This window comes from Leptolyngbya sp. FACHB-261, from assembly GCF_014696065.1.
GTDB lineage: Bacteria > Cyanobacteriota > Cyanobacteriia > FACHB-261 > FACHB-261 > FACHB-261.
This window is the reverse complement of sequence record NZ_JACJPL010000027.1, coordinates 234411-254118: the sequence shown is the minus strand read 5'-3', so window position 1 is coordinate 254118 and position 19708 is coordinate 234411. Positions and strand designations below refer to the sequence as shown.

The window sequence follows — 19708 nt, the reverse complement described above, 5'->3', positions numbered from 1 at the left end:
GGGTCAAGTCGAGCTTAAGTCGGGGTCAAGCCGAGGGCATTCCAAGCAATGCTCACGCTTGGAGAACTGAGTCACTTAATTTCGAACGGCCAGGAAGCACCTATCAGCGGTATCTCCTAGCCGTTAAGCTTTCCTAAATGACTTGCTTAGCTCGATCGAGATACTTCCTGCGTTCGGCTAGACCAATGGTGCCCCCATTAATCAGGCGGGTAACGCGCACGACATTGTCAGAATCGGCAGGCAGATTAATTTTGCGAGTCTTCCAGTACCAGCCTGCCACCATGATTGCGTACTGAGGCGATTCTGCCCACTCAGGATGGCTGACGAAATCTACCGCTATCGCATTGGAAAACTGTTGATAGTTGGAGCGACCTGTGAGTTGAATAGCCCCGCGCCCCATGTACTTTTTGCCATCGCCTGCATGGGTGTTGCCAAGCATAGTGGCTAAACGCGAGGGGGGATCGTACCTTTTTTGCTGATCGGTTGGTCCCCAAATCTCACGGATCCATCGGAAACCGCCGCTCTCGTGAATGATTTGCGCCAAGAAATGGGCAATTCTCAAATCGGTGTTGATCTCAAACTTGTCGAGCGTTGCATTCAGCCCGGGGATCAACGACTTAATCCGGCTCTCCAGGTTCTGTGAGCCAACAATTTTTAGAACCTGGTCAGCAGTTACATAGGTTTTAGTTGCACTTGGGACGGGCGATGCTGAGGAAGAAGCCAGATCTTTGACCTCGGCAGTTTCATCAGGCAACTTGAACAAATTGATATAAGGATCTACACTCTGAGGCCGCGCCGGTAGGTCTGACAGAAGGCGAATATAATCTGTCTTGGCATCAACCGTATCGACCTTAGGTAATGGCATTGCCAGTGTTTGTAACCGGTCAGTCGCAATGTCTCGATACTCGTCTAAAGTCTTCCCTGACCCGTATAGCCCCACGTAAGGAGGATTATTGGCTGGCCGAGGTGAGGCATTCGACAAAAGACGAATGTAGTCGTCTACAAAGTAATCTGCTGGGTCTGGCTGTTCTGGCAGCGCTAGTAACAACTGTTCCAAACGATCTAGGCCGAGCTGACGATAGGTCTTCAGCTCAGCAATACTCATCGGCGACATAGGAATTGCTGTAAATGGGTGAACACACAAACAAGCACTGAGTGTTCATTGCCTTTACGGTTTCCTATAAGCCCTTGCTTTCACTAGCTTGTACTAACAGAGCTGTAACAGCTGTAAGTAATTAAGAAAACAAAGACTAGGCAGAGGCAATGCCCACTGATCAGTGGCCCAACGAAGCCATTTTTAGTGATTTAGCTAAGTTATATCACATTCAACCAAAATGTAGCTGCATTTCTAGTCATTTTTTAATATTTAAGGGTTGTACATATTAAGCAAAATAACCGCAAGGCAAATTTGCTTAAACGGTGAAAATAGCTGAATCAAATCTGACTGATTTAAACCAAGCAAGGTTAGCTCGAATACCTTGTTGAGTGCAGTTATTTCTTAAGTTATAAAAACAGGTTGCCAAGAGCGAGGCACGAAAAAATGGGCTCTGATAACGTGTTTACCAACAACCCCTAGCACATGGCTATAGGCACTTTTTGTCTACTTTGCACACAATCGCCTGCATTAAAGGGCAGGCGATCAGAGGTCAGCTAGCTTGCAGGTTGGGGCAAATAGTCCGTGCTGCAACTTCGTGGGGTGGGGTGTCTTGCCAACCTTGAAGTAGGGCTTGGAGCTCTTGCTTGAGTGTCAAGAGTTCCTGGATACGACGCTCTACTTCAGTAATTTTGGCCTCTAGATGGTGCTTTACCTCACTACAAGGCAAGTTGCCATAGTCGTAGACCTGGAGGATTTGCTGAATTTCTTCCAGGCTCAAGCCCAACTTTTGGGCTCGCTTAATGAATGACAGGCGCACCAATACATCAGAGGTGAAGATACGGTAGCCTGATTCGGTTCGATCCACAGTTGGGCTGAGCAGGCCCATGTCCTCGTAGTAGCGGATGGTTTTCACCGATAGGCCGCTCTCTCGCGCAATCTGCCCAATCTTGAGGCGGGACTGGCTATCTGTACAGGTCATCTGTGCTTCCCCAGAGACTTGGACTTCCTATTGTACGAAGCGCAGAGGACCTTTGGACAATGGCTCAGCCATACAACTCAGCGACGTGAACCTAGCGACGTGACGGAATACCTGGCGCGTAAGCTTCGACGACCCTGCCGGTCTGCGAACAGGTAATCATCAAATAGTCGCAGGTTTCACACTGGGTGCGAATGTGTTGCGCTGCCAGTAGATGGTCCCGCTCAGCAAGGCTACCGCAGTTAGGGCATCGAACGGTCTGAAAAGTACGCATTTTCAAAGTCTCACTACTATCAAAAAGTGGAATAAGGACAGGGGGGTTAGAAAGGGCGTTCATGTTTAAACAACTAAATGATCTGAGACAATGTGTATCTAAAGTTACGCTTCTCTCAGAAAGGTCGAAGCAAACGCTCGACTAAGTATACCTTCTCATTATGGCTGTCCCATTCAGGAATAGCAACGGCAATAATTCCGGGGATCGCCCATCAGCTCTGCGATCCCCGCAAAGGTAGTCGAAGGCTCAAATATTGTTTAAGCTCAAATCTCTGCCAAGGGTCAAGCTTTTCGCCACAAAGCTACACATAAACTTGACTTTGTTCTAGGTACATCCAGTTAATTTCGATACAAATTCTTTGTTTTTGATACAAAACGAAATTTGTGTCTGGGTCTATAGATGGATGCGTAGATCTATTCCACTAAACCAAAAGTGTGGCTAAGACAGAAATATTAAGAAAAAATCAATTTTTAAGGATGGAAATACTCGTAGATCTGCTCAGCCAGTTTCGGTCCAATGCCAGGGACTCCAGCAAGCTGCTCTGCACTCGCCTCTCGGATGTAATCGACAGAGCGGAACGTTGCCAAAAGCTGCTTCTGGCGATGGTGACCTAGTCCTGGAATTTCATCCAAGCGCGAGCGGCGCATACGAGCGGTGCGTTGCTGACGGTGAAAGCTAACGGCAAAGCGGTGCGCTTCATCCCGTAAGCGACGCACTAGTTGAACGCCTGGGTGCTCAGCGTCAGCGTCTACCGGCTGTGACTCACCGGGCAGAAAAATCTCTTCTCGCTGCTTCGCGAGACTAACGACGTTGACTTCTTGTAGCAAGTCCAACTCTTGAAGGACAGCAACCACGGCTGATAGCTGGCCCTTGCCGCCGTCAATCATCACTAGATCTGGCCAATCAGGGTTACCCACCCGTTCCTTGCTGGGGTCCTCGCCATAGCGACGGAACCGACGCCGGATGACCTCAGCCAAACTGGCGAAATCATCAGAGTGACCGCTCGTGACAGCGGGATTTTTGATTTTGTAGTGACGGTAGTGCTGCTTGGCAGGCAAGCCGTCTATAAATACAACCTGCGAAGCGACGGCATCAGACCCCTGAACGTGGGAGATGTCATAGCCTTCGATGCGGTGAGGTAGATCGGGCAGGTCTAGCAATTCGGCCAGAGCTTGCATGCCCTGGGCATTACGGTCGGCGAAACGCCGGGTGCGAGCTAGTTCGTAGGTGGCATTACGCTCCACCATTTCAATCAGTTCGGCTTTGAGCTGGCGCTGAGGGGCAACGATCGTAACCTTGCGCCCACGCTGCTCCGACAGGTAGTGAGCCAGAATGTCGGTTTCGGGCAAGTCATGCTGAACTAAGATCTCAGCTGGAATTTCAACAGCTTCTACCGAGCGGTAGTGCTCTTCAAGCGCCCGCTGCAGAATCATACCCGGCTCAGCTCCTTGAGAATCGGCAACGAAGCCCAAGCGTCCAACCAGTCGTCCAGCGCGGATTTGAAACAGCTGAATGCAAGCGTGCTGCTCATCGGCTGCTAAGGCGATGGCATCGCGCGAAATGGTGTCGTCGGGCAGAGCCACTTTCTGGTCGGTGCCCAACTGCTCCAGCCCACGAATTTGGTCACGCACCCGAGCGGCCAGCTCAAAGTTTAGATTCTCCGCTGCTTGTTGCATCTGTTCGCTCAGGGCATCAATCAGCTCAGCCGTACGGCCTTGGAAGATCATGGCGACCTTGTTCATGATCTTGTGATAGTCTTCGGGGCTAACCAGCTTTTGGCAGACACCAGGACAACGGCCCAAATCGTAATTGAGACAGGGCCGGTCTGCAAACAAGGGTTTGGGGCGTTGACGCAACGGAAAAATGCGCTTGACCAAATTGAGAGTGCTGCGCAACGCTCGCACATCAACGTAGGGGCCGTAGTAACGATCTTTAGCGTTGCCTAAATTGCGGCGGCGAGTGATGAAAATTCGAGGGTACGACTCAGACCAGGTGATGCAGAGGTAAGGATACTTCTTGTCATCCTTGAGCAGCACGTTGTAGTAGGGCTGGTGCTGCTTGATCAGGTTAGCTTCAAGTGCGAGCGCCTCAGCCTCGCTGTCTGTGACAATAAACTCGATCTCCGCGACCAGCTTCACCATCATGGCAATCCGGGGGGACAGATCACAAGCGTTGCGGAAGTACGAGCGCACCCGTGACCTCAGACGCTTGGACTTACCGATGTAGAGGATCTGATCGCTGAGGTCGCGCATCATATAGACCCCTGGCTCTGGCGGGATCTCTTTGAGCCGACCTTCGAGGCGTTCGGGGTCTTTGACCAGTGGTTGGAGTTGGGGGGCAGCAGTCACAGGCGCAGCGTTGATGGGGGAGCTACACAGACTCTTCCATTATCAACGCCAGGGTTTTGAATTGGAGGGGGCAAAGTACGCCGGGTAGAGTGAGAATTCCGAACTGAATCCTCTTGAGCTATTCAGTTGTGATCTACTTATGGCTGATTATGGCTGAAGTTGAGATGGCTGGCGTGGCTGAAAGTGCCGATGTTAACTAAATTTTAATTTAAAAAGAGAATAACCAATTGGAAACTTTTAATGACCAACTAAGCAACTTAACCAAGCAGCTATGAGAGGTGAATTTTAATAATTAAGAGTCATGACTGCAAGCCAAACTAAATGCGGGACAGCCTCAGACTCAGCATCAAAATTAGTGTCAAATAAAATATTAGTGTTAAATGATGTTTCTTTAGTGTTGCTTGGTTTTAGTATTGCTCTGTGGCAGAGATTGCTACAGAAGCCACAAGGCTGAGTAGTCTAAACTGCTCAGCCTATATTTGCCTAGCACCTAGTTATGGCCTGAATCTGAATTCAAAGCTTACTGAGTTTTAGGCAGCACTCCGAGTAACCAAGCTCCATAGGAAGATTACAATTATTGCGCCAAGTACTGCAATCAGTAGGGTATTTAGTGAGAAGCCGGTGAGAGCGACTCCGAACAAGTTGCTGCCAACGAATCCGCCAACCAAGGCACCAATAATGCCCAAAATGATTGTGCCTATAATCCCACCACCCTGAGGGCCAGGATAAATTGCCTTGGCAATTGCGCCTGCTAGAAGACCAACGATGATCCAAGACAGAATACTCATGACGCAGTAGCTTTCCCAAGCGAATGACTCATCACTGAAGAGACTAGCAAGCTGGTCCAAAGTCTCTCTCTATCGCAAGAAACAATCTGAACTGGCCAATGAATGAGCTAATGAATTAGACAGTTGATGGGCCAGTTAGTGAACCAGTTAGTGAGCCAGGCAGCGAGCCAGATAGCGAGCCAGTCAATGAGCTAATCAAACCAGCCTTCTGTCTTTCAAACTGGCTGTTAACGTAAACCTCAAGAAAAAAGTCAAAGTCAAAAGTCAGTGGCTTTCTGTTACTTCTGGGGAAGACTGTTTCTGCCCTGAGAACGTTTCTGTTTCTGCCCCGCCCAGCTGAAGTTGTCCCTGGATTTGATTGCCACTGCTCGTTCCCTCCAAACGCAGGGCTGTTGTGGGTGTACAGGTCAACGCTGCTGAGGTGGAACCAGCTAGCCAAAACTGTCCCTTCTGCAAATGCCCCGATAAGGGTAGAGGCGCTTCACTGCTGGAAGTGGAATTGGTGCTTGGGGTAGTGGCTGTTGGGGCAGCTTCCAAACCAGCATTGAGGTAAACACCGGATTGCTGAATAAACAGCACAATGGGTTGCTGCAAGCAGTTGGGTAAATTATTGCTGCTCAGACGATAGCGACCCTCCATCTCGGCAGGCGCTTTTAGATTGGCTTCTCCATAAGCTGTGACTACATTAAAAAGGACGACAACTGAGCCAATAGCCACGGTATAGAAGGCTAGAGATTTAGGGCTGAAGTGATCCATAGCGATTTGTCAGAGTTCTGTGTGGGGAGATTCTTGAGCCTGATCAGGGGGTGAAAGTTTGGATGACGAATGCCGACCATCACAGAGGCCATGTGGGAAGTGACGCCGCTGTACTTGCGGGCAATCAACAGGGACGATTTGCATTCCACAGCCAATTCATCGGCGTGGCGACCCAGCGTTTGACGCTCTAGTCCCCACTCTCGGCTAGCACCAACAATTGTCAGATCAGCCTCAGTTGAGGCCTTGACCACAGTGGCCAAGGGATCGCTTGCTTCTGTGACTGGAGTCGAAACCCGAGACCGCAAAGCCTCGGGTAACTGGGCGAGAACGGTTTGGAATTCGTAGCTCAGCTCAGGTTCCTGCTCCCCAGGTTCCCTCACTCGCAGGACTGTCAATGTACAGTCGTCATGTTCCATAAGTAGGCGTAAGGCAAGCTCTAGGCCCAAATCGTCATGCACACCAGCGGCGTAGGGAACCAAGAGACGCCGGAGATGCTTGCTGCCCCGGTCAACAAATACAGCTACATCAGTTTGGGCATGACTGAGAATTTAGCCAACCCGCCCTCCCAGGCGATTACTGCTAAAGGTGGGACGGTGCCAGCCCACAACAATTAAGTCAGCCCGTTCAACCAGAGCGATTTGACAAGCTTCTTGAGCGACATCATCTGCAACTTAAACAAGTGGGTAAATCTTCGGTGCATGCGATGGCGTGGCTGATGTAGGGCTTGAAGTCTCGGGTGAGATCGCGGCTGCAACTAACTGTTGCATCTGCTCACGGCGCTGGCCTAACCAGCGGTCAACCTCGGCAGGCGTTGCCTCAAAGCTGTGTTCCTGAGGTAACTCGATCAGGCTGAGCAGCTAGACTGCCGAGGGCTGTAATCGGAAACCTGCCAAGGCGGTTGCTAGCTTGAGTAAGCCCTGTTGCGTACTTGGGTTGGCGATAGGCACAACACAGAGAAGGGCCTAGCATGATTCCAGCTACAATCTCGCCGATCACTAGAGGCTGACGAATCCAGCGGAACGCCAAACCGACCAGCCGCGATAGACTGATCACAATCAGAACCTCAACTAGGACCAGAACGACGATGTGCATAGGCTGATCCCAAGAAAAAAGGCGCTTACTTGAACTGCGTAGGCATTTTATCGTCCTCTGTATAGAACCTCTGTGTGCGTCGGGACGACATATGCCAAATCAACCTTTGTTGATCTGTCTCAAAGTTTGGGTGCAAGAACTGTTTAAACGTCAAAAAACGCTCATATTTTTTGCTTGATTGAAGCTCCTGAACGTTAAAACCAGGGCTGAACTGTCATGATCGAATTGCCCTCAAAGTTTTTGCTATGAGAATCTTCGCAAGAGTTGAGAAGTATCTTCGCTTTGCCAATCAGTGGCTGCTGGGAACTCCTGAACGGTCCTTGGAGCGAGCCTACCATGCAGCTCTGGTAATTAAAAAAATTGAAGATGAACACTTTGATGGCAATAAAATTCCTGTCCACGCTGATTCTGGCGACAGTGTGACTGCCTATTTTCAGGCGGAACTGCGCAAGAATTTAAGGACTGTCAAGTTAGGACTGACGGAGTTTAAAGCCAGTAATTCCATTGTTGAAGCGACAGGACAAAGCACGACTCAGATTGGTGAAACTCAAATTTCGACCGGAGCTGACCAACAAATACTGGAGGTCAGAGCCGAGCCCAACACCGTTTTACAGAGACTAAGGTTTGTCGATAAAGTTCTGGCTCGTTATGCTGCCAAGCCAGCGGTAGTGCCTAAGAATTCGAGTTTGGTCAAGGCGGAGCCGATACCCATCGAAAAGGTTGAGAGAAAACCAATTCCCTCAACAGCTTCCTCAACAGCCAGTGCTGATACGAACACGAAGATTAACTCTGGTAAAACTAGTTTTCTGCCCCGATCAATTTTTAGGACTGCTAATCGTTTCCGTCGGGAGCTTGATCCCCGTTCTGAAGAGGAAGTGGTTAGAGACTTTCGGCTCTCCCGGGCTAGGACCACTGTTGCCCTCCGGCTGCTGGCACTGCTCTTGATTGTGCCGTTGCTGACCCAGCAACTCTCTAAGAATTTTCTGGTTGGGCCCATCATCAACCACTTTGCTGATACAGAAAGGCTAGAGGTTCCGCACAATCTTGATTTGGAAGAGGAGACTTTAGATGAACTAGAGCACTTTGAAAGGAGACTGAGGTTTCAATTCCTCATTAACGAGACTCCTGAACTGTCTTCTGAAGAAATGGAAGCACGAGTGAGGGGAAAAGCCGTTGAGATTGCAGAAGAATATAACGCAGTCAGAACACAAGGGCTCACAAATATCTTTTCGGATTTGCTAGCAGCTGGAGCTTTTGCCACGGTGCTAGTCACGAGTAGACGAGGGATTGTAGCCCTCAAATCTTTCATGGATGATGTGGTCTATGGCTTGAGTGACAGTGCTAAAGCCTTTCTAATTATTTTGTTTACAGATATCTTTGTTGGCTTTCACTCCACCCACGGCTGGGAAGTCTTACTAGAATCAACTTTGCACCATTTCGGTTTGCCGGAGAACCGAGATTTTATTTATCTATTTATCGCTACTTTTCCCGTGATTCTAGATGCCATTTTCAAATACTGGATTTTTCGTTACCTCAACCAGATTTCGCCTTCGGCAGTGGCAACCTACAGGAATATGAACGAGTAGGGACAAGGCTCATGAACCTACAGTTCATCGTTCAAGCCATTGCTAGACCGCATTAAGCGCGGCCAGACTAACAGGAAGAATCCCATCCACACTAAAACGGGAGTGGACGCCCCTGCGGATAGCAACACCCAGGGCCAGCGCGTACCGAATAGAGACCAGGCCCCAGCAATCAGGGCACAGCCCGTGAGCGCAATTGACCAAGGCTGGCACCACCAGGGTTTGTGGGACCAGGGATTGGCAACCTCAGACTCAAGTTTAGACTGGGGATCAAACTGGGGCTCAGACATGAAGGCCAGACACAGGGTCGTTGTAAAGCGTTTAGACCCAGTTGTAGCCCATAGTATGGGGGAATGGCCCGCCAGCGTGAACGCGAACGAACCTATACCCCACCGGACTCAGTTCCCGATTTAGAGGAACTGGTGCGTGAGGCGTTTGCCGAGTTGGCGGCTATTCTGCCGGACTACGAGCCCCGAACTGCCCAGCTCGACCTGGCTTTGCGCATTGCCCAGAGCTTAGAGCAAGACCGACCTTTGGTGGCGGAGGCCGGTACGGGCACGGGCAAAAGTCTGGCGGCTCTGATCCCGGCCGGATTGTGGGCCTTGCGCGAACGTTCCCTGGCTCGGAATCAAAAGAGCTTCCGGGTGTTTGTGGGCACCGGCACCCTGGCCCTGCTGGCTCAGTACCTAAACAAAGATGTGCCCGTCGTCCGTGCCGCAGTGGAACCCGTGGCGCAGCGGCATGGCCTGGTCAGCGATCTGCGGGTGGTCTTGGTCAAGGGACGGCAGAACTATCTTTCGAAGCGACGCTTGCAGGCTGTGCAGAACGAGTTTGCCACTTTCTTCGAATCGGAGAAATTGGCAGCTCTAAGCCGTCTCGACGAGTGGCAGCAAGCCTCGGTTCGAGGAGATCGCGATGAGTGGACTTTCGCAATGCCCGAGGACATGTGGGCCAATGTCCGTTCCGACCGTGAAGACTGCTTTCGCCGCCTCTGTCCCCACCACGACAGCTGTTTCTACTACCAGGCTCGTCATGAAGCGGAGCAGGCAGACATTCTCATTGCTACTCATCATCTGTTGGTGGTCGATCGCTTAGTAGCGGGCGGCTCCGTGATCCCGAGCTACCACCGGCTGATCGTGGATGAAATGCATCACTTGCCTACCATTGCTCGCGATCAACTTGCCCGAAAGTTGGGGCCTCATCGAACCCGCCGCCTGCAGCAAGCTCTGCTCAAAGACACGACGCTGGGTCAGAATGCTGAGCTGCTCAAACTACTCAAGAGTTTTGAAGACAGCATTGAATCCTTCTACAAAATCCTGGGATTGGCAGAGCTTAAAGCGCCACAACTGCTGCGGCAGTTCCCCTCAGAAGTTGAACCTTTATTGAGCATTACCGAGAGCTTGCGCGATAAGGTGCTGTCGTTGGGTGGTGGTCATCTGCGCGACCTCAAGGTTCAACTCGACAAAGCCCTGGAAGCTGCGGACGATGGCGCAGCGGCTGACGCTCAGTCCCAAGTTGCCGCGTTTGAGACACTGTTCGATCGGGTCAGCAGTGCTCTGATTACCACTGCCGAGCACCTAAGGCTGCATCGCAATCGCACCGATTTTTGCCATTATCTGGATCCCACTGGCTATCTCGTGAGTGCGCCGCTGGATACCGGGGAACTGTTGCGTCGAGGCATCTGGCAGGATTTTCCACCAATTGGGATGAGCGCCACTTTAGCCGTGCCTGGAGAGCAGCCCTTTGGCTTTTTTCTGGCGCAGGTGGGGCTACCGCCAGAAACGGCCAGCGAGCTTTATGCCAGTCCTTTCGACTACACCAAGCAAGCTCGTCTATACATCCCCACTCGCTTGCCCCTACCCAACCAACCTGACTACACCCAGGCCAGCTTAGAGTCGATCCAGAGACTCTATGAACGCATTGGGGGCCGGATGTTATGTCTGTTCACGGCCTATGCTGCGATGCAGGAGGCTCAGGCTTGGCTGTCGGGGCGGCTGCCAGTGGAGATCCGCGCCCAGGGCCAGATGAGTATTGCTTTGCTCACTGACTGGCTGCGGCATACCGAGCAGGGCATTCTGCTGGGTACAGGCTCTTTTTGGGAGGGTGTGAGTATTTCTGGTCTCTCGGCGGTGGTAATCAACCGCATTCCCTTCGAGTCTCCTGGCGATCCAGTTTGGACAGCGCTATGCGAGCGGGCCGGTGACCAATGGTTTAGCGAGTTGGCGCTGCCCAGTGCGATTTTGCGTCTACGTCAGGGCAGTGGGCGGCTGATCCGGTCGGGCAGTGACAAGGGTGTGGTGGCGATTCTGGATCCTCGTCTGTTGAGCAAAGCTTATGGACGCAAGATTCTGGAGTCTTTGGCGTATTTGCCCCTGGTTACTCAAGGGATTCCCGTGCCGCAGCGTTAGCGGGGTCTGCTAGGTACCGAGACTATTGGTGTTTGGAGTCTGTCTAGTCTCATCAAAAGCGGTTCAAAGTGAGACTGCTGGGGTCCAGAGTGAGACCAGCGTTGCTTTGAACGACAAATTTGTCCCTTGAACTGAGGCTGTAGCCAGTTGGGGACTCAAAAGAGGAGTGGAGCCCCCAACTCAAAGAGCTGGGGAACTCTCTGTGAGTGGTGCTGGCTGAGCAGTTTAGTGGTGAAGCTGGATTAGCGCTTTGGTCAGGGTGCCAGCGTCTTTGCGCCATTCTCTAATCGCGTCTCGACCTTGCACCATGATCTCCGTGCGTTCTGCCCAGCGCAGGCAGATGCGGCTGAGCGCAGCAATCACCGTAGACAAGGTGTAGCGCTCGACCAGGATGACCAGAATTTCAAAGTCGCTCTCGCTGAAACTGGGTCCGTCAACTGGGTTCATGGGAGTTGAACCTCCCGATTTTTGGCAACAAAAACTGGGCGCATGATTATGCACACTCCTAAAGAGCTTGAGTCATGGTTTTTAGGGGACGGTTATGAAGCGTCCCCATCCTTCGGCAAAGCCCCCCGTGCCGTTGTGGTGAAGCCTGGGGCTGAGTAAAATTCGCTCAGCTTCCAGACTGCCGGTCAGTTTGGGAGTTAGTCGCCTGGGAGGCAGATCCCCTCCCAAGCGGCGTTATATCGCCGGATTGGCAAAAAACACATCGCACCTGGCAGCAGAAATCAAGAACCAGAGCCAAAGTTTGACCTTGCCCTTGGAAGTCTGATGTTTATATAGGCAAACCCCTGGGTTGCCTCAAGGTGTTGCCTCAAGTCTTGCCAGGCAGACACAAGGCACTGCCCTTACTGAACCTCCTGGCCCACGCTGAGCCAGAGCCGAAGCGCCTGTACCCTACGAGAGACGAACGGACGGTCTTCTCTACCTGCGTACGTAGGCAGCTTCTTTTTTGCTTTAGCTATCATCGACCTAATAGCTTTAACTTTTGTGACGTTATGTCAAAAGAGCTTCATACTATCCGTACCGGGTTCTGGTGGACTGGCGTCTCTGGCTTCGTGTTCGGCATTTCTGACCGGATTTTTGCTGTCCTGAGCTGGCCGTCGGCTCAAACCTTAGCTTTGCTGTTTGTTTCTAGCTTATTCTTCGTTTTCTTTCTGTTTCTGAAGCCACTCAACCCCCGGCTTTCGGACTGAGCAACTGTGCAGAAGTATTTCTACCATTGTGTAGATTGACAAAAATGACGCCCGAGGGGTGGTAAAGTCTACGGCGATAGGGGTAATCTCGTCATCAATCCCCATCGCCTAGGCACTCCTCGTGAAGCATCGCCCCTGGCAGATTCCAGGCAAGCCAACCGGGTGGTCAAGCACTCTGGCCCTTTTGGTATTGCTAGGAGCTTGTTCCGCTAACGAGCCTCCTCAGGCTACGCTCGCTCCGGCTACTGTCCCTGTGCCAGTCGCCACCACTCCCATTGCCTCGAGAGTTACGCCACAAGCTACTGCTCAGGCTAGCTTGCCTCCTGTGGCAGAACCGAGCTTATCTCCTCAGCCAACAGAGGACCCCGACATTGGCGCAGCTGCCATTGCTGGCTCTGGTCGAACGGCCAGTCAAACAGCTAGTCAAACGGCTGGTCAAACCTCTGGTCATTTTAGAGCTGAAAGCCAGACTAAACCAGTTCAGACCAGAGCTAATCCCCCCGCCACTCCCCAACGCGCTCAAACTGCCAGCCGTCCTGCTGTCCGTTCTGCGCCTCGAATTGTTTTGCAAATGGAGCCTCCGGCTAACCCGGTCAAAGCCGTACCGCCGGTTGCGCCGCCACCCCTTGAGCCATCGGTCGCACCTACACCCATGGTTTCCCCAGCTGCAACCAGCACGCCAACCCTAGCAGTAGCAGCGCCCAAGGTGGCTTTAGCAACTCACCTCAAACAGATGGGTGCCAAAATGTACGGCACTTTCTGGTGTCCCTATTGTCAGCGGCAGAAAGAGTTATTGGGCACAGAAGCGGTGGCTCAAATCAGCTACGTTGAGTGCGATCCCCAGGGGCAAAATGCGCAGCCCAACCTCTGCGTCAAAGCAGGTGTGAGCAGCTATCCAACCTGGGAGATTCAGGGCCAGATTTATCCAGGCTTGCGTTCGCTAGAAGAGCTTGCCAATTTGTCTGGTTATCAAGGGCCACGCGACTTTGACCACTGAGAGCCCTGACCCCTGCTCCCACTCATTCCTAGATAGCAGACAGATAACAGACCACTGGACACCGGAGACAACTGACTGCCCCCTGCCTCCGGTGTGATGCCCTTGGAACCCTATGACCCGCACTAAACGGCTCGCTCCGAAACCGTTCTCGCTCAAACTGGCCCAGCAGATCGGCTCGAAGTTTCTGCTGCCAGCGCTGCTCTGTGGGCTAACGGCCTGGCTGCTGATGCTGGCAGGGCGAGTTCAAAACGGAGCGATTCCCCACGCCGTTGAGGCTCTGGTCTTCGCCCTAGAAGACAGCTATCAACCCTGGCTAGGACAGCAGACAAACCAGAACCCGTTGGTCTTGATTCCTCTGGCCTTTGGCGGTGGTTTAATTGCTAGCCTTTCGCCCTGCATCTTGTCGCTGTTGCCAGTTAACCTTAGCTATATCGGTACTCGTGAGATCAGCTCCCGTTGGGACGCCTTCCTGAAAGCTGGCGCTTTTGTGCTGGGTGTGGTGACGGTGCTGAGCCTGTTCGGCCTGTTCTCGTCTCTGGCTGGTTTAGTCCTGGTACAGTTTCGAGGCTACATTCAAATCGCCGTGGGTCTGATCGTTCTGCTGATGGGCTTGAGCTTGGCTGGTCTGGTGCGCTTGCCCCTGCCACCAACCCCGACTGGCGCATCCCTAGCGGGACCTTATGGTGTGGGGCTAACCTTCGCACTGGTGAGTTCGCCTTGCACCAGTCCAGTGCTGTTTTCGGTTTTAGCGGCTGCTGCGGCCACTGGCTCTCCCATGCAAAGCACCCTAGCGATGGTGAGCTACGCGCTGGGTTACACCGCCGTGATTTTTCTAGCCAGTTTGTTTGCAGGCTTGCTCAAGCAGACGCGTATTTTGTTGAACTACTCTGAGGCCATTCTTCGCTTCGGTAGTGTGGCACTGGTGCTGATGGGCAGTTACTACTTGGTCACGGGTATTGGCTGGGCACTGGCCTTAGCGAGCTAGCTGCCTGGCTGGCATTAATACTTGGGCACTAATACTTATTAATACTTGGCTGGGGATCCAGAGGGCGGTAAGCTCAAACCACTGGACGCAAGGCGAAGTAGCAATGGCAGTAGTAGAGGAGCGCTCGATTCAGGTCGGTGCGCTGGAGTGGTTTTATCGAGAAGCCAAGCCGAATAACCCCTTAGACCGACCCCCAGTTTTGCTACTGCACGGCCTGCCCTCGCTGAGCTACGGCTGGCGGCACATCTTGCCTGCCTTAGCAGAGCAAGGCTTTCGAGCGATTGCACCAGACTGGATTGGTTTTGGTCTTTCAGCCAAACCGGACCGACGAGACTTTGCCTACACCCCCGATAGCTTCATCACTGCCCTAGGCGGGTTACTCGAAGCTCTAGAGATCGAACAGTTTTCGCTGGTCCTTCAGGGATTTCTCGGCTCCGTGGGCTTGCAGTATGCCTTGCGTCATCCTGAGCAGATTGAGCGTTTAGCCATTTGCAACGCACCTCTAAGCAGCAGCACCAAACTGCCCTGGCGAATTCAACAGTTGGCTTTGCCTCTGGCCGGAGAGATGCTGACCCAAGATCCGCTGTTGGTGGACCGGACCCTAGAGGGGGGTGGCAAGTACCAGGTCGCCGCGACAGATCTAGATGTTTATCGTCGCCCCTTTCTCAAAAGTTCAGCAGCGGGTCGCTCGTTGCTGGCAACCGTACGCAATCTACAACTGCCAAAAGCAACTGCCGAAATTGAAACTGGCTTTGCGCAATGGCAGCATCCCACACTGCTGATCTGGGGCTTGGCAGACCCCTGGTTGCCGCTCAGTATGGCGGAGCAATCTGCCAGCCTGCTCCAAAATGCTGAATTGGCCAAACTAGAAGAAGTCGGGCACTATCCTCAAGAAGACTGGCATGAAAAAGTCTCTGAGGTGCTACTGCCGTTCTTGCGGCGACAATCGATCTAGAAAATGATTTAGAAAAGGCTTTTGAGAACTTTATAGGGTTACTGTCTTGTCTGTCGAGGAAGCAACTTTTTGGGAGCCGTACTATCAGCAAGGCACGCTCCGCTGGGATTTAGGTCAAGCTGCACCGCCGTTAGTGGAGCTATTACAGGCTGCCAAACCTAAACCCGGTCGAGCTGCGGTGCTCGGTTGTGGGCGGGGCTACGATGCTCTGCTGTTCGCAGACCAAGGCTTTGAGGTTGTTGGTTTTGACTTTGCCCCCTCTGCCATTGCTGCGGCCACAGCCTTAGCGCAGGCAGCTGGAAGTTCTGCTCAGTTTTTGCAGCGCGATATTTTTGAGCTGATCCCCGAGTTTGAAAATCAGTTTGACTATGTTGTCGAACACACTTGCTTCTGCGCTATTGCCCCCGAAAAACGACCCGACTATGTTCGCTTAGTGCGCACTCTGCTGCGGCCTCAAGGTGAACTGCTGGGTTTGTTTTTTACACACCAACGACCAGGTGGTCCTCCCTTTGGCGTGACGTCTGAAGAGATTCAGCAATACTTCCGGGCCGATTTTGAAATTTTGAGTCTTACTCCTAACCTGAACTCTATACCGGCACGCCAAGGTGAGGAACATATAGGCCAGTTCCGGCTCAAGCCGCTGGAATCAATTTAATTGCTTCAATTGCTAGTTTTAATTTGGGCTAAATAACCCAGCAATGCCTCACGAATCGGTGTGATGCCTTTGTAACGCTGCATATTGATTGGCAATTGCTGAATAATGGCTGCGAGATTTTGGGCTGCTTTGGGCTTTGCTTCTAGCCGCTTAAGGGGCTGGACATAAGTGCGAATCGTAAACAGAATGTTGCCAGTCTGGGGCAGACGTCGCAGGGTTTGACGTTCCACTCGGATCCAAAGATTTTCTCCTGCGTTCGTAGCATTAATCTGCGAATTGGCCTGGGAGTCCACAGGCGACTGATTCTGACGGGGCAATAGAAAAAGCTCGGGAGAATCAGTGACGCTCCAATTCAAACGCCAAACTGGTTTGTCGATTTTGAAATAATTAAAAAAACGATCAACAGGTCGCTCCAATTGCTCTGGATAGGCTGGAACTGGCTGATGGATTTGACTCATGGGTCGGCCCAACTTTTCACGCAGCAACCAACGCGAGGGAAAGCAAACTGATGCCGCCGCTAGAACGTAACCCTGCGGACTAGGTTGCATCAAGCAGAGATCCTCTTGCACTAAACGTCCAGCTAAATCCAGAGGCGCAGCTGCAAACGCTTCGCGTTGCCAGGTTTGGCCTGCCAGATGGTTCTCGATGATTGGTCCCTTGCAACTGTAGTGTTGAGGAAAGGTTTGAAGCAGATGCTGCAACAGCAGGTCTAGAGCTTCTCTCTGGCCGAACTCACTGTCTGCTAAACTCGCAAAAACTTCTGAATGACGCTGCTGCAAGAGCTGGTTCTTTAGCTCTAATTCTGCCGCAAAATGCTCATCAATCTCAATCCAAGATGATAGGTCGAGTGGCAGAAGACTCATGCGGCTTTGCCACTGCCCATTGGTAGATGGGCAGTCGGCAAATGGCAAATAAATGGGTTGAGTTGGGCTTGCGCTATTGTTTTGCATAATGACTTATGGAATAGCTTTTGCTAGCTCTTGCTGGCTGATTTCGGTAGCGTATACTACGAGCGCTGATGGATATCGCCAATGAACATTTTAGTGATTCAACATGTTGCCTCTGATCCACCGGCCCTGCTAGGAGAGTGTTTAGTAGCCCGAGGTGCTCAGCTCAAAATCGTGATTCCAACTCAAGGTGATCCAGTTCCCCTGAGCAGTGAGGGCTTTGCAGGTCTCATTGTTATGGGCGGTCCCATGAATGCTGAGGAAGATGCCAACTATCCTCACCTCAAACAGACAGTAGAGCTGATTCAGCAATTTGATCAGCACAACCAGCCTGTCCTGGGCATTTGCTTGGGTGCTCAATTAATTGCTAGAGCCTTTGGCCAACGAGTCTACCGCCATGATCTTTTTGAACTAGGTTTTACGCCTGTGGTTGCCACCACAGCCGCCAGTACAGATCCATTGCTGCAAGGATTAGCTCCTGAGCAATGCTTAATGCAGTGGCATTTTGACACCTTTGATTTGCCCCATGCCGCTACGCTACTCATGACCAGTGCCACCTGCCAAAACCAGGTTTACCGCATCGGCAAGCACATTTATGGGTTTCAGTTTCACTTTGAAGTGACTGCTGAGTTAGTACAAAACTGGGTTCAAGCTGAGCAGGCGTTCCTCGCGCAGAACTATCCTGACTTTCTGGGCCAAGTGATTGATCAGCTCCAGATACACACTGAAGCGTCCCAGCACTTCTGTTACAAAATTGCCCAAGCCTGGGCCGATCTGCTTGAAGCTCAGCTTGCCCAATCAAGATTGTGAGAAGAATCTGCGCAGGGCTTTCGGTGTGAATGGCGTCAACAGATACAATGGCAAGCCTGACCTCTGCACTAAATTGACGGCAACTTAACCCGAGGGTTTTCCCAGGCATGGTACAGCTTACGCCCAATTCCAGTTTTAGCCTCACGATCCGCTGTCAGGTGCCGAACCGTGCTGGCATGATGGCTTCTATTACCCGTGCAATTGCTGAACTGGGCGGTAGTCTCGGCCAGATTGACCTGATCGAGCAGACGCGCAAGATCTCTGTACGAGATATCACAGTGGATGCAGCGAGTACAGATCATGCTGACGCGATCATTGAGGCCATCAAACAACTGCCCGAGATCCGCTTTCTAGACGTTTACGACCGCACCTTCAATCTGCACCGAGGCGGCAAGATCTCGATCCACAGTAAGCAGCCCCTCAACTCGCGCGACGATTTGGCGATGGCCTACACCCCCGGTGTCGGTCGCATCTGTACCGCTATCGCCAACAAGCCAGAGCTGGTGCATACCCTGACGATCAAGAGCAACACGGTTGCGATTGTCACCGATGGCAGTGCTGTGTTGGGGCTGGGTAATATTGGACCCGAAGCTGCCCTGCCGGTGATGGAGGGCAAGGCCATGCTGTTCAAAGAATTTGCTGGCATTGATGCCTTTCCAATCTGTCTGGCTACTCAGGACACTGATGCCATCGTTGAGACAGTCAAGAACCTAGAGCCCGTCTTCGGTGGGGTCAACCTGGAGGATATCAGTGCTCCCCGTTGCTTTGAAGTAGAGGAGCGTCTGCGTCGAGAGCTAGACATTCCAGTCTTCCACGACGACCAGCATGGCACCGCCATCGTCACCCTGGCCGCTCTGATCAACTCCCTGAATCTTGTTGACAAAAAAATGGCGAAGAGCCGCATTGTCGTCAATGGTGCAGGGGCAGCAGGCGTAGCCATTGCTCGTCTGCTGCGTAAAGCGGGCGCAGATGAGATTCTATTGTGTGACTCGCGCGGCATCATCTCCGCCAATCGTACTGACCTCACCGACCAGAAGCGGGAGTTTTCGGCCTCGGAGTCAGGGAACCTGGCTGATGCTATGCGAGGTGCAGATGTGTTCTTGGGCGTCAGCGTCGCTAACGTTGTTAAGCCAGAAATGGTGCACTCAATGGCAAAGCAACCCATCGTCTTCGCCATGGCAAACCCCGTGCCCGAGATTCAGCCCGAGCTGATCGAGGAAGATGTCGCAGTGATCGCGACTGGACGCAGCGATTACGCCAACCAAATTAACAATGTGTTGGCTTTTCCGGGCGTATTCCGGGGCGCTCTAGACAGCCGTAGCCCAGAGATCACCACAACCATGAACCTAGAAGCAGCTCAGGCCATTGCTTCCCTAGTCTCGGCAACCGAGCTAGCCCCCGACTACATCATTCCCTCAGTATTTGACAAGCGAGTTGTGCAAGCTGTGGCTGCTGCCGTGCAACGCGCCGCCCGCGCTGAGGGTTTGGCCCGCGCTTAAGCTGGCTCCACAGGGGCCATGGTTAGCCCTGCTCGCTTGAGTTGCTCATGGTAGAGTTCGGCCTGCTCCTGGGGGCCGACCCAAACGGTTGCCAGTCCTTCAAAGTGAACTTGGTTGGTCAACTGCCAGGCTTGGTCTGGTGTCATGCAGGGAATGTATTTCACCAGGCAAGACTGGACATGCTGAAAGGTATTGAAGTCGTCGTTGAGAACGATGACTTTGTAATTGGGATAAGTCTTGCGAACAACCTGCTGCCCGGTTGCTTTCTCGGGTGCAGTCCGGGCGGGAGTGGCGGTTGGCATAGCAATACTACCTTGCGAATCTAAACAGAACTACATCAAAC

22 protein-coding genes are annotated in these 19708 nt (G+C 52.2%); 10 read left to right on the top strand and 12 right to left on the bottom strand.

The window, feature by feature from the left end; genetic code table 11:
• Positions 1-133: 133 nt before the first annotated feature.
• The 7 genes from H6F94_RS20780 to H6F94_RS20750 form a co-directional block, all read right to left on the bottom strand.
• Complete coding sequence (locus H6F94_RS20780) at positions 134-1114, bottom strand: glycoside hydrolase family 19 protein (RefSeq protein WP_190804168.1); 981 nt, start codon at positions 1112-1114, stop codon at positions 134-136.
• A 532-nt stretch (positions 1115-1646) separates the two neighbouring features.
• The gene (locus H6F94_RS20775; protein WP_190804167.1) at positions 1647-2075 is read right to left on the bottom strand and encodes a heavy metal-responsive transcriptional regulator; all 429 of its coding nucleotides are present in this window, start codon (positions 2073-2075) and stop codon (positions 1647-1649) included.
• A gap of 91 nt (positions 2076-2166) precedes the next feature.
• A complete protein-coding gene (locus H6F94_RS20770) occupies positions 2167-2346 on the bottom strand; it encodes a replication restart DNA helicase PriA (protein WP_190804166.1) in 180 nt (59 codons plus the stop codon).
• A 470-nt stretch (positions 2347-2816) separates the two neighbouring features.
• Positions 2817-4694, bottom strand: a complete 1878-nt coding sequence (gene uvrC, locus H6F94_RS20765; protein WP_190804165.1) for an excinuclease ABC subunit UvrC — start codon at positions 4692-4694, stop codon at positions 2817-2819.
• A 530-nt stretch (positions 4695-5224) separates the two neighbouring features.
• Entirely contained in the window at positions 5225-5482 is a 258-nt protein-coding gene (locus tag H6F94_RS20760; protein WP_190804164.1) for a GlsB/YeaQ/YmgE family stress response membrane protein, read from the bottom strand.
• A gap of 264 nt (positions 5483-5746) precedes the next feature.
• Entirely contained in the window at positions 5747-6238 is a 492-nt protein-coding gene (locus H6F94_RS20755; RefSeq protein ID WP_190804163.1) for a hypothetical protein, read from the bottom strand.
• Positions 6211-6717 carry a universal stress protein gene (locus H6F94_RS20750; protein ID WP_190804162.1) on the bottom strand — a complete coding sequence of 169 codons (507 nt, stop codon included), beginning with the start codon at positions 6715-6717 and terminating at the stop codon, positions 6211-6213. The genes H6F94_RS20755 and H6F94_RS20750 overlap by 28 nt, the downstream gene beginning before the upstream one ends.
• Before the next feature lie 12 nt (positions 6718-6729).
• Between H6F94_RS20750 and H6F94_RS33050 the strand changes: the two genes are divergently transcribed.
• A complete protein-coding gene (locus H6F94_RS33050; RefSeq protein WP_277878137.1) occupies positions 6730-6852 on the top strand; it encodes a hypothetical protein in 123 nt (40 codons plus the stop codon).
• 202 nt (positions 6853-7054) lie between these two features.
• Here H6F94_RS33050 and H6F94_RS20745 read toward each other — a convergent pair whose 3' ends face one another.
• Positions 7055-7330 carry a hypothetical protein gene (locus H6F94_RS20745; RefSeq protein ID WP_190804161.1) on the bottom strand — a complete coding sequence of 92 codons (276 nt, stop codon included), beginning with the start codon at positions 7328-7330 and terminating at the stop codon, positions 7055-7057.
• Between the two features lie 245 nt (positions 7331-7575).
• On the opposite strand from H6F94_RS20745, the gene H6F94_RS20740 reads away from it, so the two are divergent.
• A complete protein-coding gene (locus tag H6F94_RS20740; RefSeq protein WP_190804160.1) occupies positions 7576-8916 on the top strand; it encodes a proton extrusion protein PcxA in 1341 nt (446 codons plus the stop codon).
• Between the two features lie 17 nt (positions 8917-8933).
• Here H6F94_RS20740 and H6F94_RS20735 read toward each other — a convergent pair whose 3' ends face one another.
• Entirely contained in the window at positions 8934-9203 is a 270-nt protein-coding gene (locus H6F94_RS20735; protein ID WP_190804159.1) for a DUF6737 family protein, read from the bottom strand.
• A 63-nt stretch (positions 9204-9266) separates the two neighbouring features.
• Between H6F94_RS20735 and H6F94_RS20730 the strand changes: the two genes are divergently transcribed.
• Positions 9267-11321 carry an ATP-dependent DNA helicase gene (locus H6F94_RS20730; protein WP_190804158.1) on the top strand — a complete coding sequence of 685 codons (2055 nt, stop codon included), beginning with the start codon at positions 9267-9269 and terminating at the stop codon, positions 11319-11321.
• 225 nt (positions 11322-11546) lie between these two features.
• Here H6F94_RS20730 and H6F94_RS20725 read toward each other — a convergent pair whose 3' ends face one another.
• Positions 11547-11768, bottom strand: coding sequence for a hypothetical protein (locus H6F94_RS20725; protein ID WP_190804157.1), 222 nt, complete (start codon positions 11766-11768; stop codon positions 11547-11549).
• Between the two features lie 551 nt (positions 11769-12319).
• On the opposite strand from H6F94_RS20725, the gene H6F94_RS20720 reads away from it, so the two are divergent.
• The 5 genes from H6F94_RS20720 (at position 12320) to H6F94_RS20700 (ending at position 16109) form a co-directional block, all read left to right on the top strand.
• Positions 12320-12517 carry a hypothetical protein gene (locus H6F94_RS20720; protein WP_190804156.1) on the top strand — a complete coding sequence of 66 codons (198 nt, stop codon included), beginning with the start codon at positions 12320-12322 and terminating at the stop codon, positions 12515-12517.
• A gap of 121 nt (positions 12518-12638) precedes the next feature.
• Positions 12639-13514: a glutaredoxin family protein gene (locus H6F94_RS20715; protein WP_190804155.1), complete on the top strand. Its 876-nt coding sequence runs from the start codon at positions 12639-12641 to the stop codon at positions 13512-13514.
• A 112-nt stretch (positions 13515-13626) separates the two neighbouring features.
• The gene (locus H6F94_RS20710; RefSeq protein WP_190804154.1) at positions 13627-14499 is read left to right on the top strand and encodes a cytochrome c biogenesis protein CcdA; all 873 of its coding nucleotides are present in this window, start codon (positions 13627-13629) and stop codon (positions 14497-14499) included.
• A 103-nt stretch (positions 14500-14602) separates the two neighbouring features.
• On the top strand, positions 14603-15454 hold the full coding sequence (locus H6F94_RS20705) for an alpha/beta fold hydrolase (RefSeq protein ID WP_190804153.1): 852 nt from the start codon (positions 14603-14605) through the stop codon (positions 15452-15454).
• Positions 15455-15500: 46 nt separating this feature from the next.
• Complete coding sequence (locus H6F94_RS20700; RefSeq protein WP_190804152.1) at positions 15501-16109, top strand: methyltransferase domain-containing protein; 609 nt, start codon at positions 15501-15503, stop codon at positions 16107-16109.
• Between the two features lie 5 nt (positions 16110-16114).
• On the opposite strand, the gene H6F94_RS20695 is transcribed toward H6F94_RS20700, so the two are convergent.
• Positions 16115-17059, bottom strand: coding sequence for a heme-dependent oxidative N-demethylase family protein (locus H6F94_RS20695; RefSeq protein ID WP_242041308.1), 945 nt, complete (start codon positions 17057-17059; stop codon positions 16115-16117).
• 81 nt (positions 17060-17140) lie between these two features.
• On the opposite strand from H6F94_RS20695, the gene H6F94_RS20690 reads away from it, so the two are divergent.
• Positions 17141-17866 carry a type 1 glutamine amidotransferase gene (locus H6F94_RS20690; protein ID WP_190804151.1) on the top strand — a complete coding sequence of 242 codons (726 nt, stop codon included), beginning with the start codon at positions 17141-17143 and terminating at the stop codon, positions 17864-17866.
• A 107-nt stretch (positions 17867-17973) separates the two neighbouring features.
• Complete coding sequence (locus H6F94_RS20685) at positions 17974-19365, top strand: malic enzyme-like NAD(P)-binding protein (protein WP_190804150.1); 1392 nt, start codon at positions 17974-17976, stop codon at positions 19363-19365.
• On the opposite strand, the gene clpS is transcribed toward H6F94_RS20685, so the two are convergent.
• The gene (gene clpS, locus H6F94_RS20680; protein ID WP_190804149.1) at positions 19362-19667 is read right to left on the bottom strand and encodes an ATP-dependent Clp protease adapter ClpS; all 306 of its coding nucleotides are present in this window, start codon (positions 19665-19667) and stop codon (positions 19362-19364) included. The genes H6F94_RS20685 and clpS overlap by 4 nt on opposite strands.
• Between the last annotated feature and the right edge of the window lie 41 nt (positions 19668-19708).

Excerpts from the sequence above, each read along its gene's own strand:
- H6F94_RS20780 (WP_190804168.1), bottom strand. The coding sequence starts at position 1,114 with ATGTCGCCGATGAGTATTGCTGAGCTGAAGACCTATCGTCAGCTCGGC.
- H6F94_RS20775 (WP_190804167.1), bottom strand. The coding sequence starts at position 2,075 with ATGACCTGTACAGATAGCCAGTCCCGCCTCAAGATTGGGCAGATTGCG.
- H6F94_RS20770 (WP_190804166.1), bottom strand. The coding sequence starts at position 2,346 with ATGCGTACTTTTCAGACCGTTCGATGCCCTAACTGCGGTAGCCTTGCT.
- H6F94_RS20760 (WP_190804164.1), bottom strand. The coding sequence starts at position 5,482 with ATGAGTATTCTGTCTTGGATCATCGTTGGTCTTCTAGCAGGCGCAATT.
- H6F94_RS20755 (WP_190804163.1), bottom strand. The coding sequence starts at position 6,238 with ATGGATCACTTCAGCCCTAAATCTCTAGCCTTCTATACCGTGGCTATT.
- H6F94_RS33050 (WP_277878137.1), top strand. The coding sequence starts at position 6,730 with ATGCTTGCTGCCCCGGTCAACAAATACAGCTACATCAGTTTGGGCATG.
- H6F94_RS20745 (WP_190804161.1), bottom strand. The coding sequence starts at position 7,330 with ATGCACATCGTCGTTCTGGTCCTAGTTGAGGTTCTGATTGTGATCAGT.
- H6F94_RS20740 (WP_190804160.1), top strand. The coding sequence starts at position 7,576 with ATGAGAATCTTCGCAAGAGTTGAGAAGTATCTTCGCTTTGCCAATCAG.
- H6F94_RS20735 (WP_190804159.1), bottom strand. The coding sequence starts at position 9,203 with ATGTCTGAGCCCCAGTTTGATCCCCAGTCTAAACTTGAGTCTGAGGTT.
- H6F94_RS20730 (WP_190804158.1), top strand. The coding sequence starts at position 9,267 with ATGGCCCGCCAGCGTGAACGCGAACGAACCTATACCCCACCGGACTCA.
- H6F94_RS20725 (WP_190804157.1), bottom strand. The coding sequence starts at position 11,768 with ATGAACCCAGTTGACGGACCCAGTTTCAGCGAGAGCGACTTTGAAATT.
- H6F94_RS20720 (WP_190804156.1), top strand. The coding sequence starts at position 12,320 with ATGTCAAAAGAGCTTCATACTATCCGTACCGGGTTCTGGTGGACTGGC.
- H6F94_RS20710 (WP_190804154.1), top strand. The coding sequence starts at position 13,627 with ATGACCCGCACTAAACGGCTCGCTCCGAAACCGTTCTCGCTCAAACTG.
- H6F94_RS20705 (WP_190804153.1), top strand. The coding sequence starts at position 14,603 with ATGGCAGTAGTAGAGGAGCGCTCGATTCAGGTCGGTGCGCTGGAGTGG.
- H6F94_RS20695 (WP_242041308.1), bottom strand. The coding sequence starts at position 17,059 with ATGCAAAACAATAGCGCAAGCCCAACTCAACCCATTTATTTGCCATTT.
- H6F94_RS20690 (WP_190804151.1), top strand. The coding sequence starts at position 17,141 with ATGAACATTTTAGTGATTCAACATGTTGCCTCTGATCCACCGGCCCTG.
- H6F94_RS20685 (WP_190804150.1), top strand. The coding sequence starts at position 17,974 with ATGGTACAGCTTACGCCCAATTCCAGTTTTAGCCTCACGATCCGCTGT.
- clpS (WP_190804149.1), bottom strand. The coding sequence starts at position 19,667 with ATGCCAACCGCCACTCCCGCCCGGACTGCACCCGAGAAAGCAACCGGG.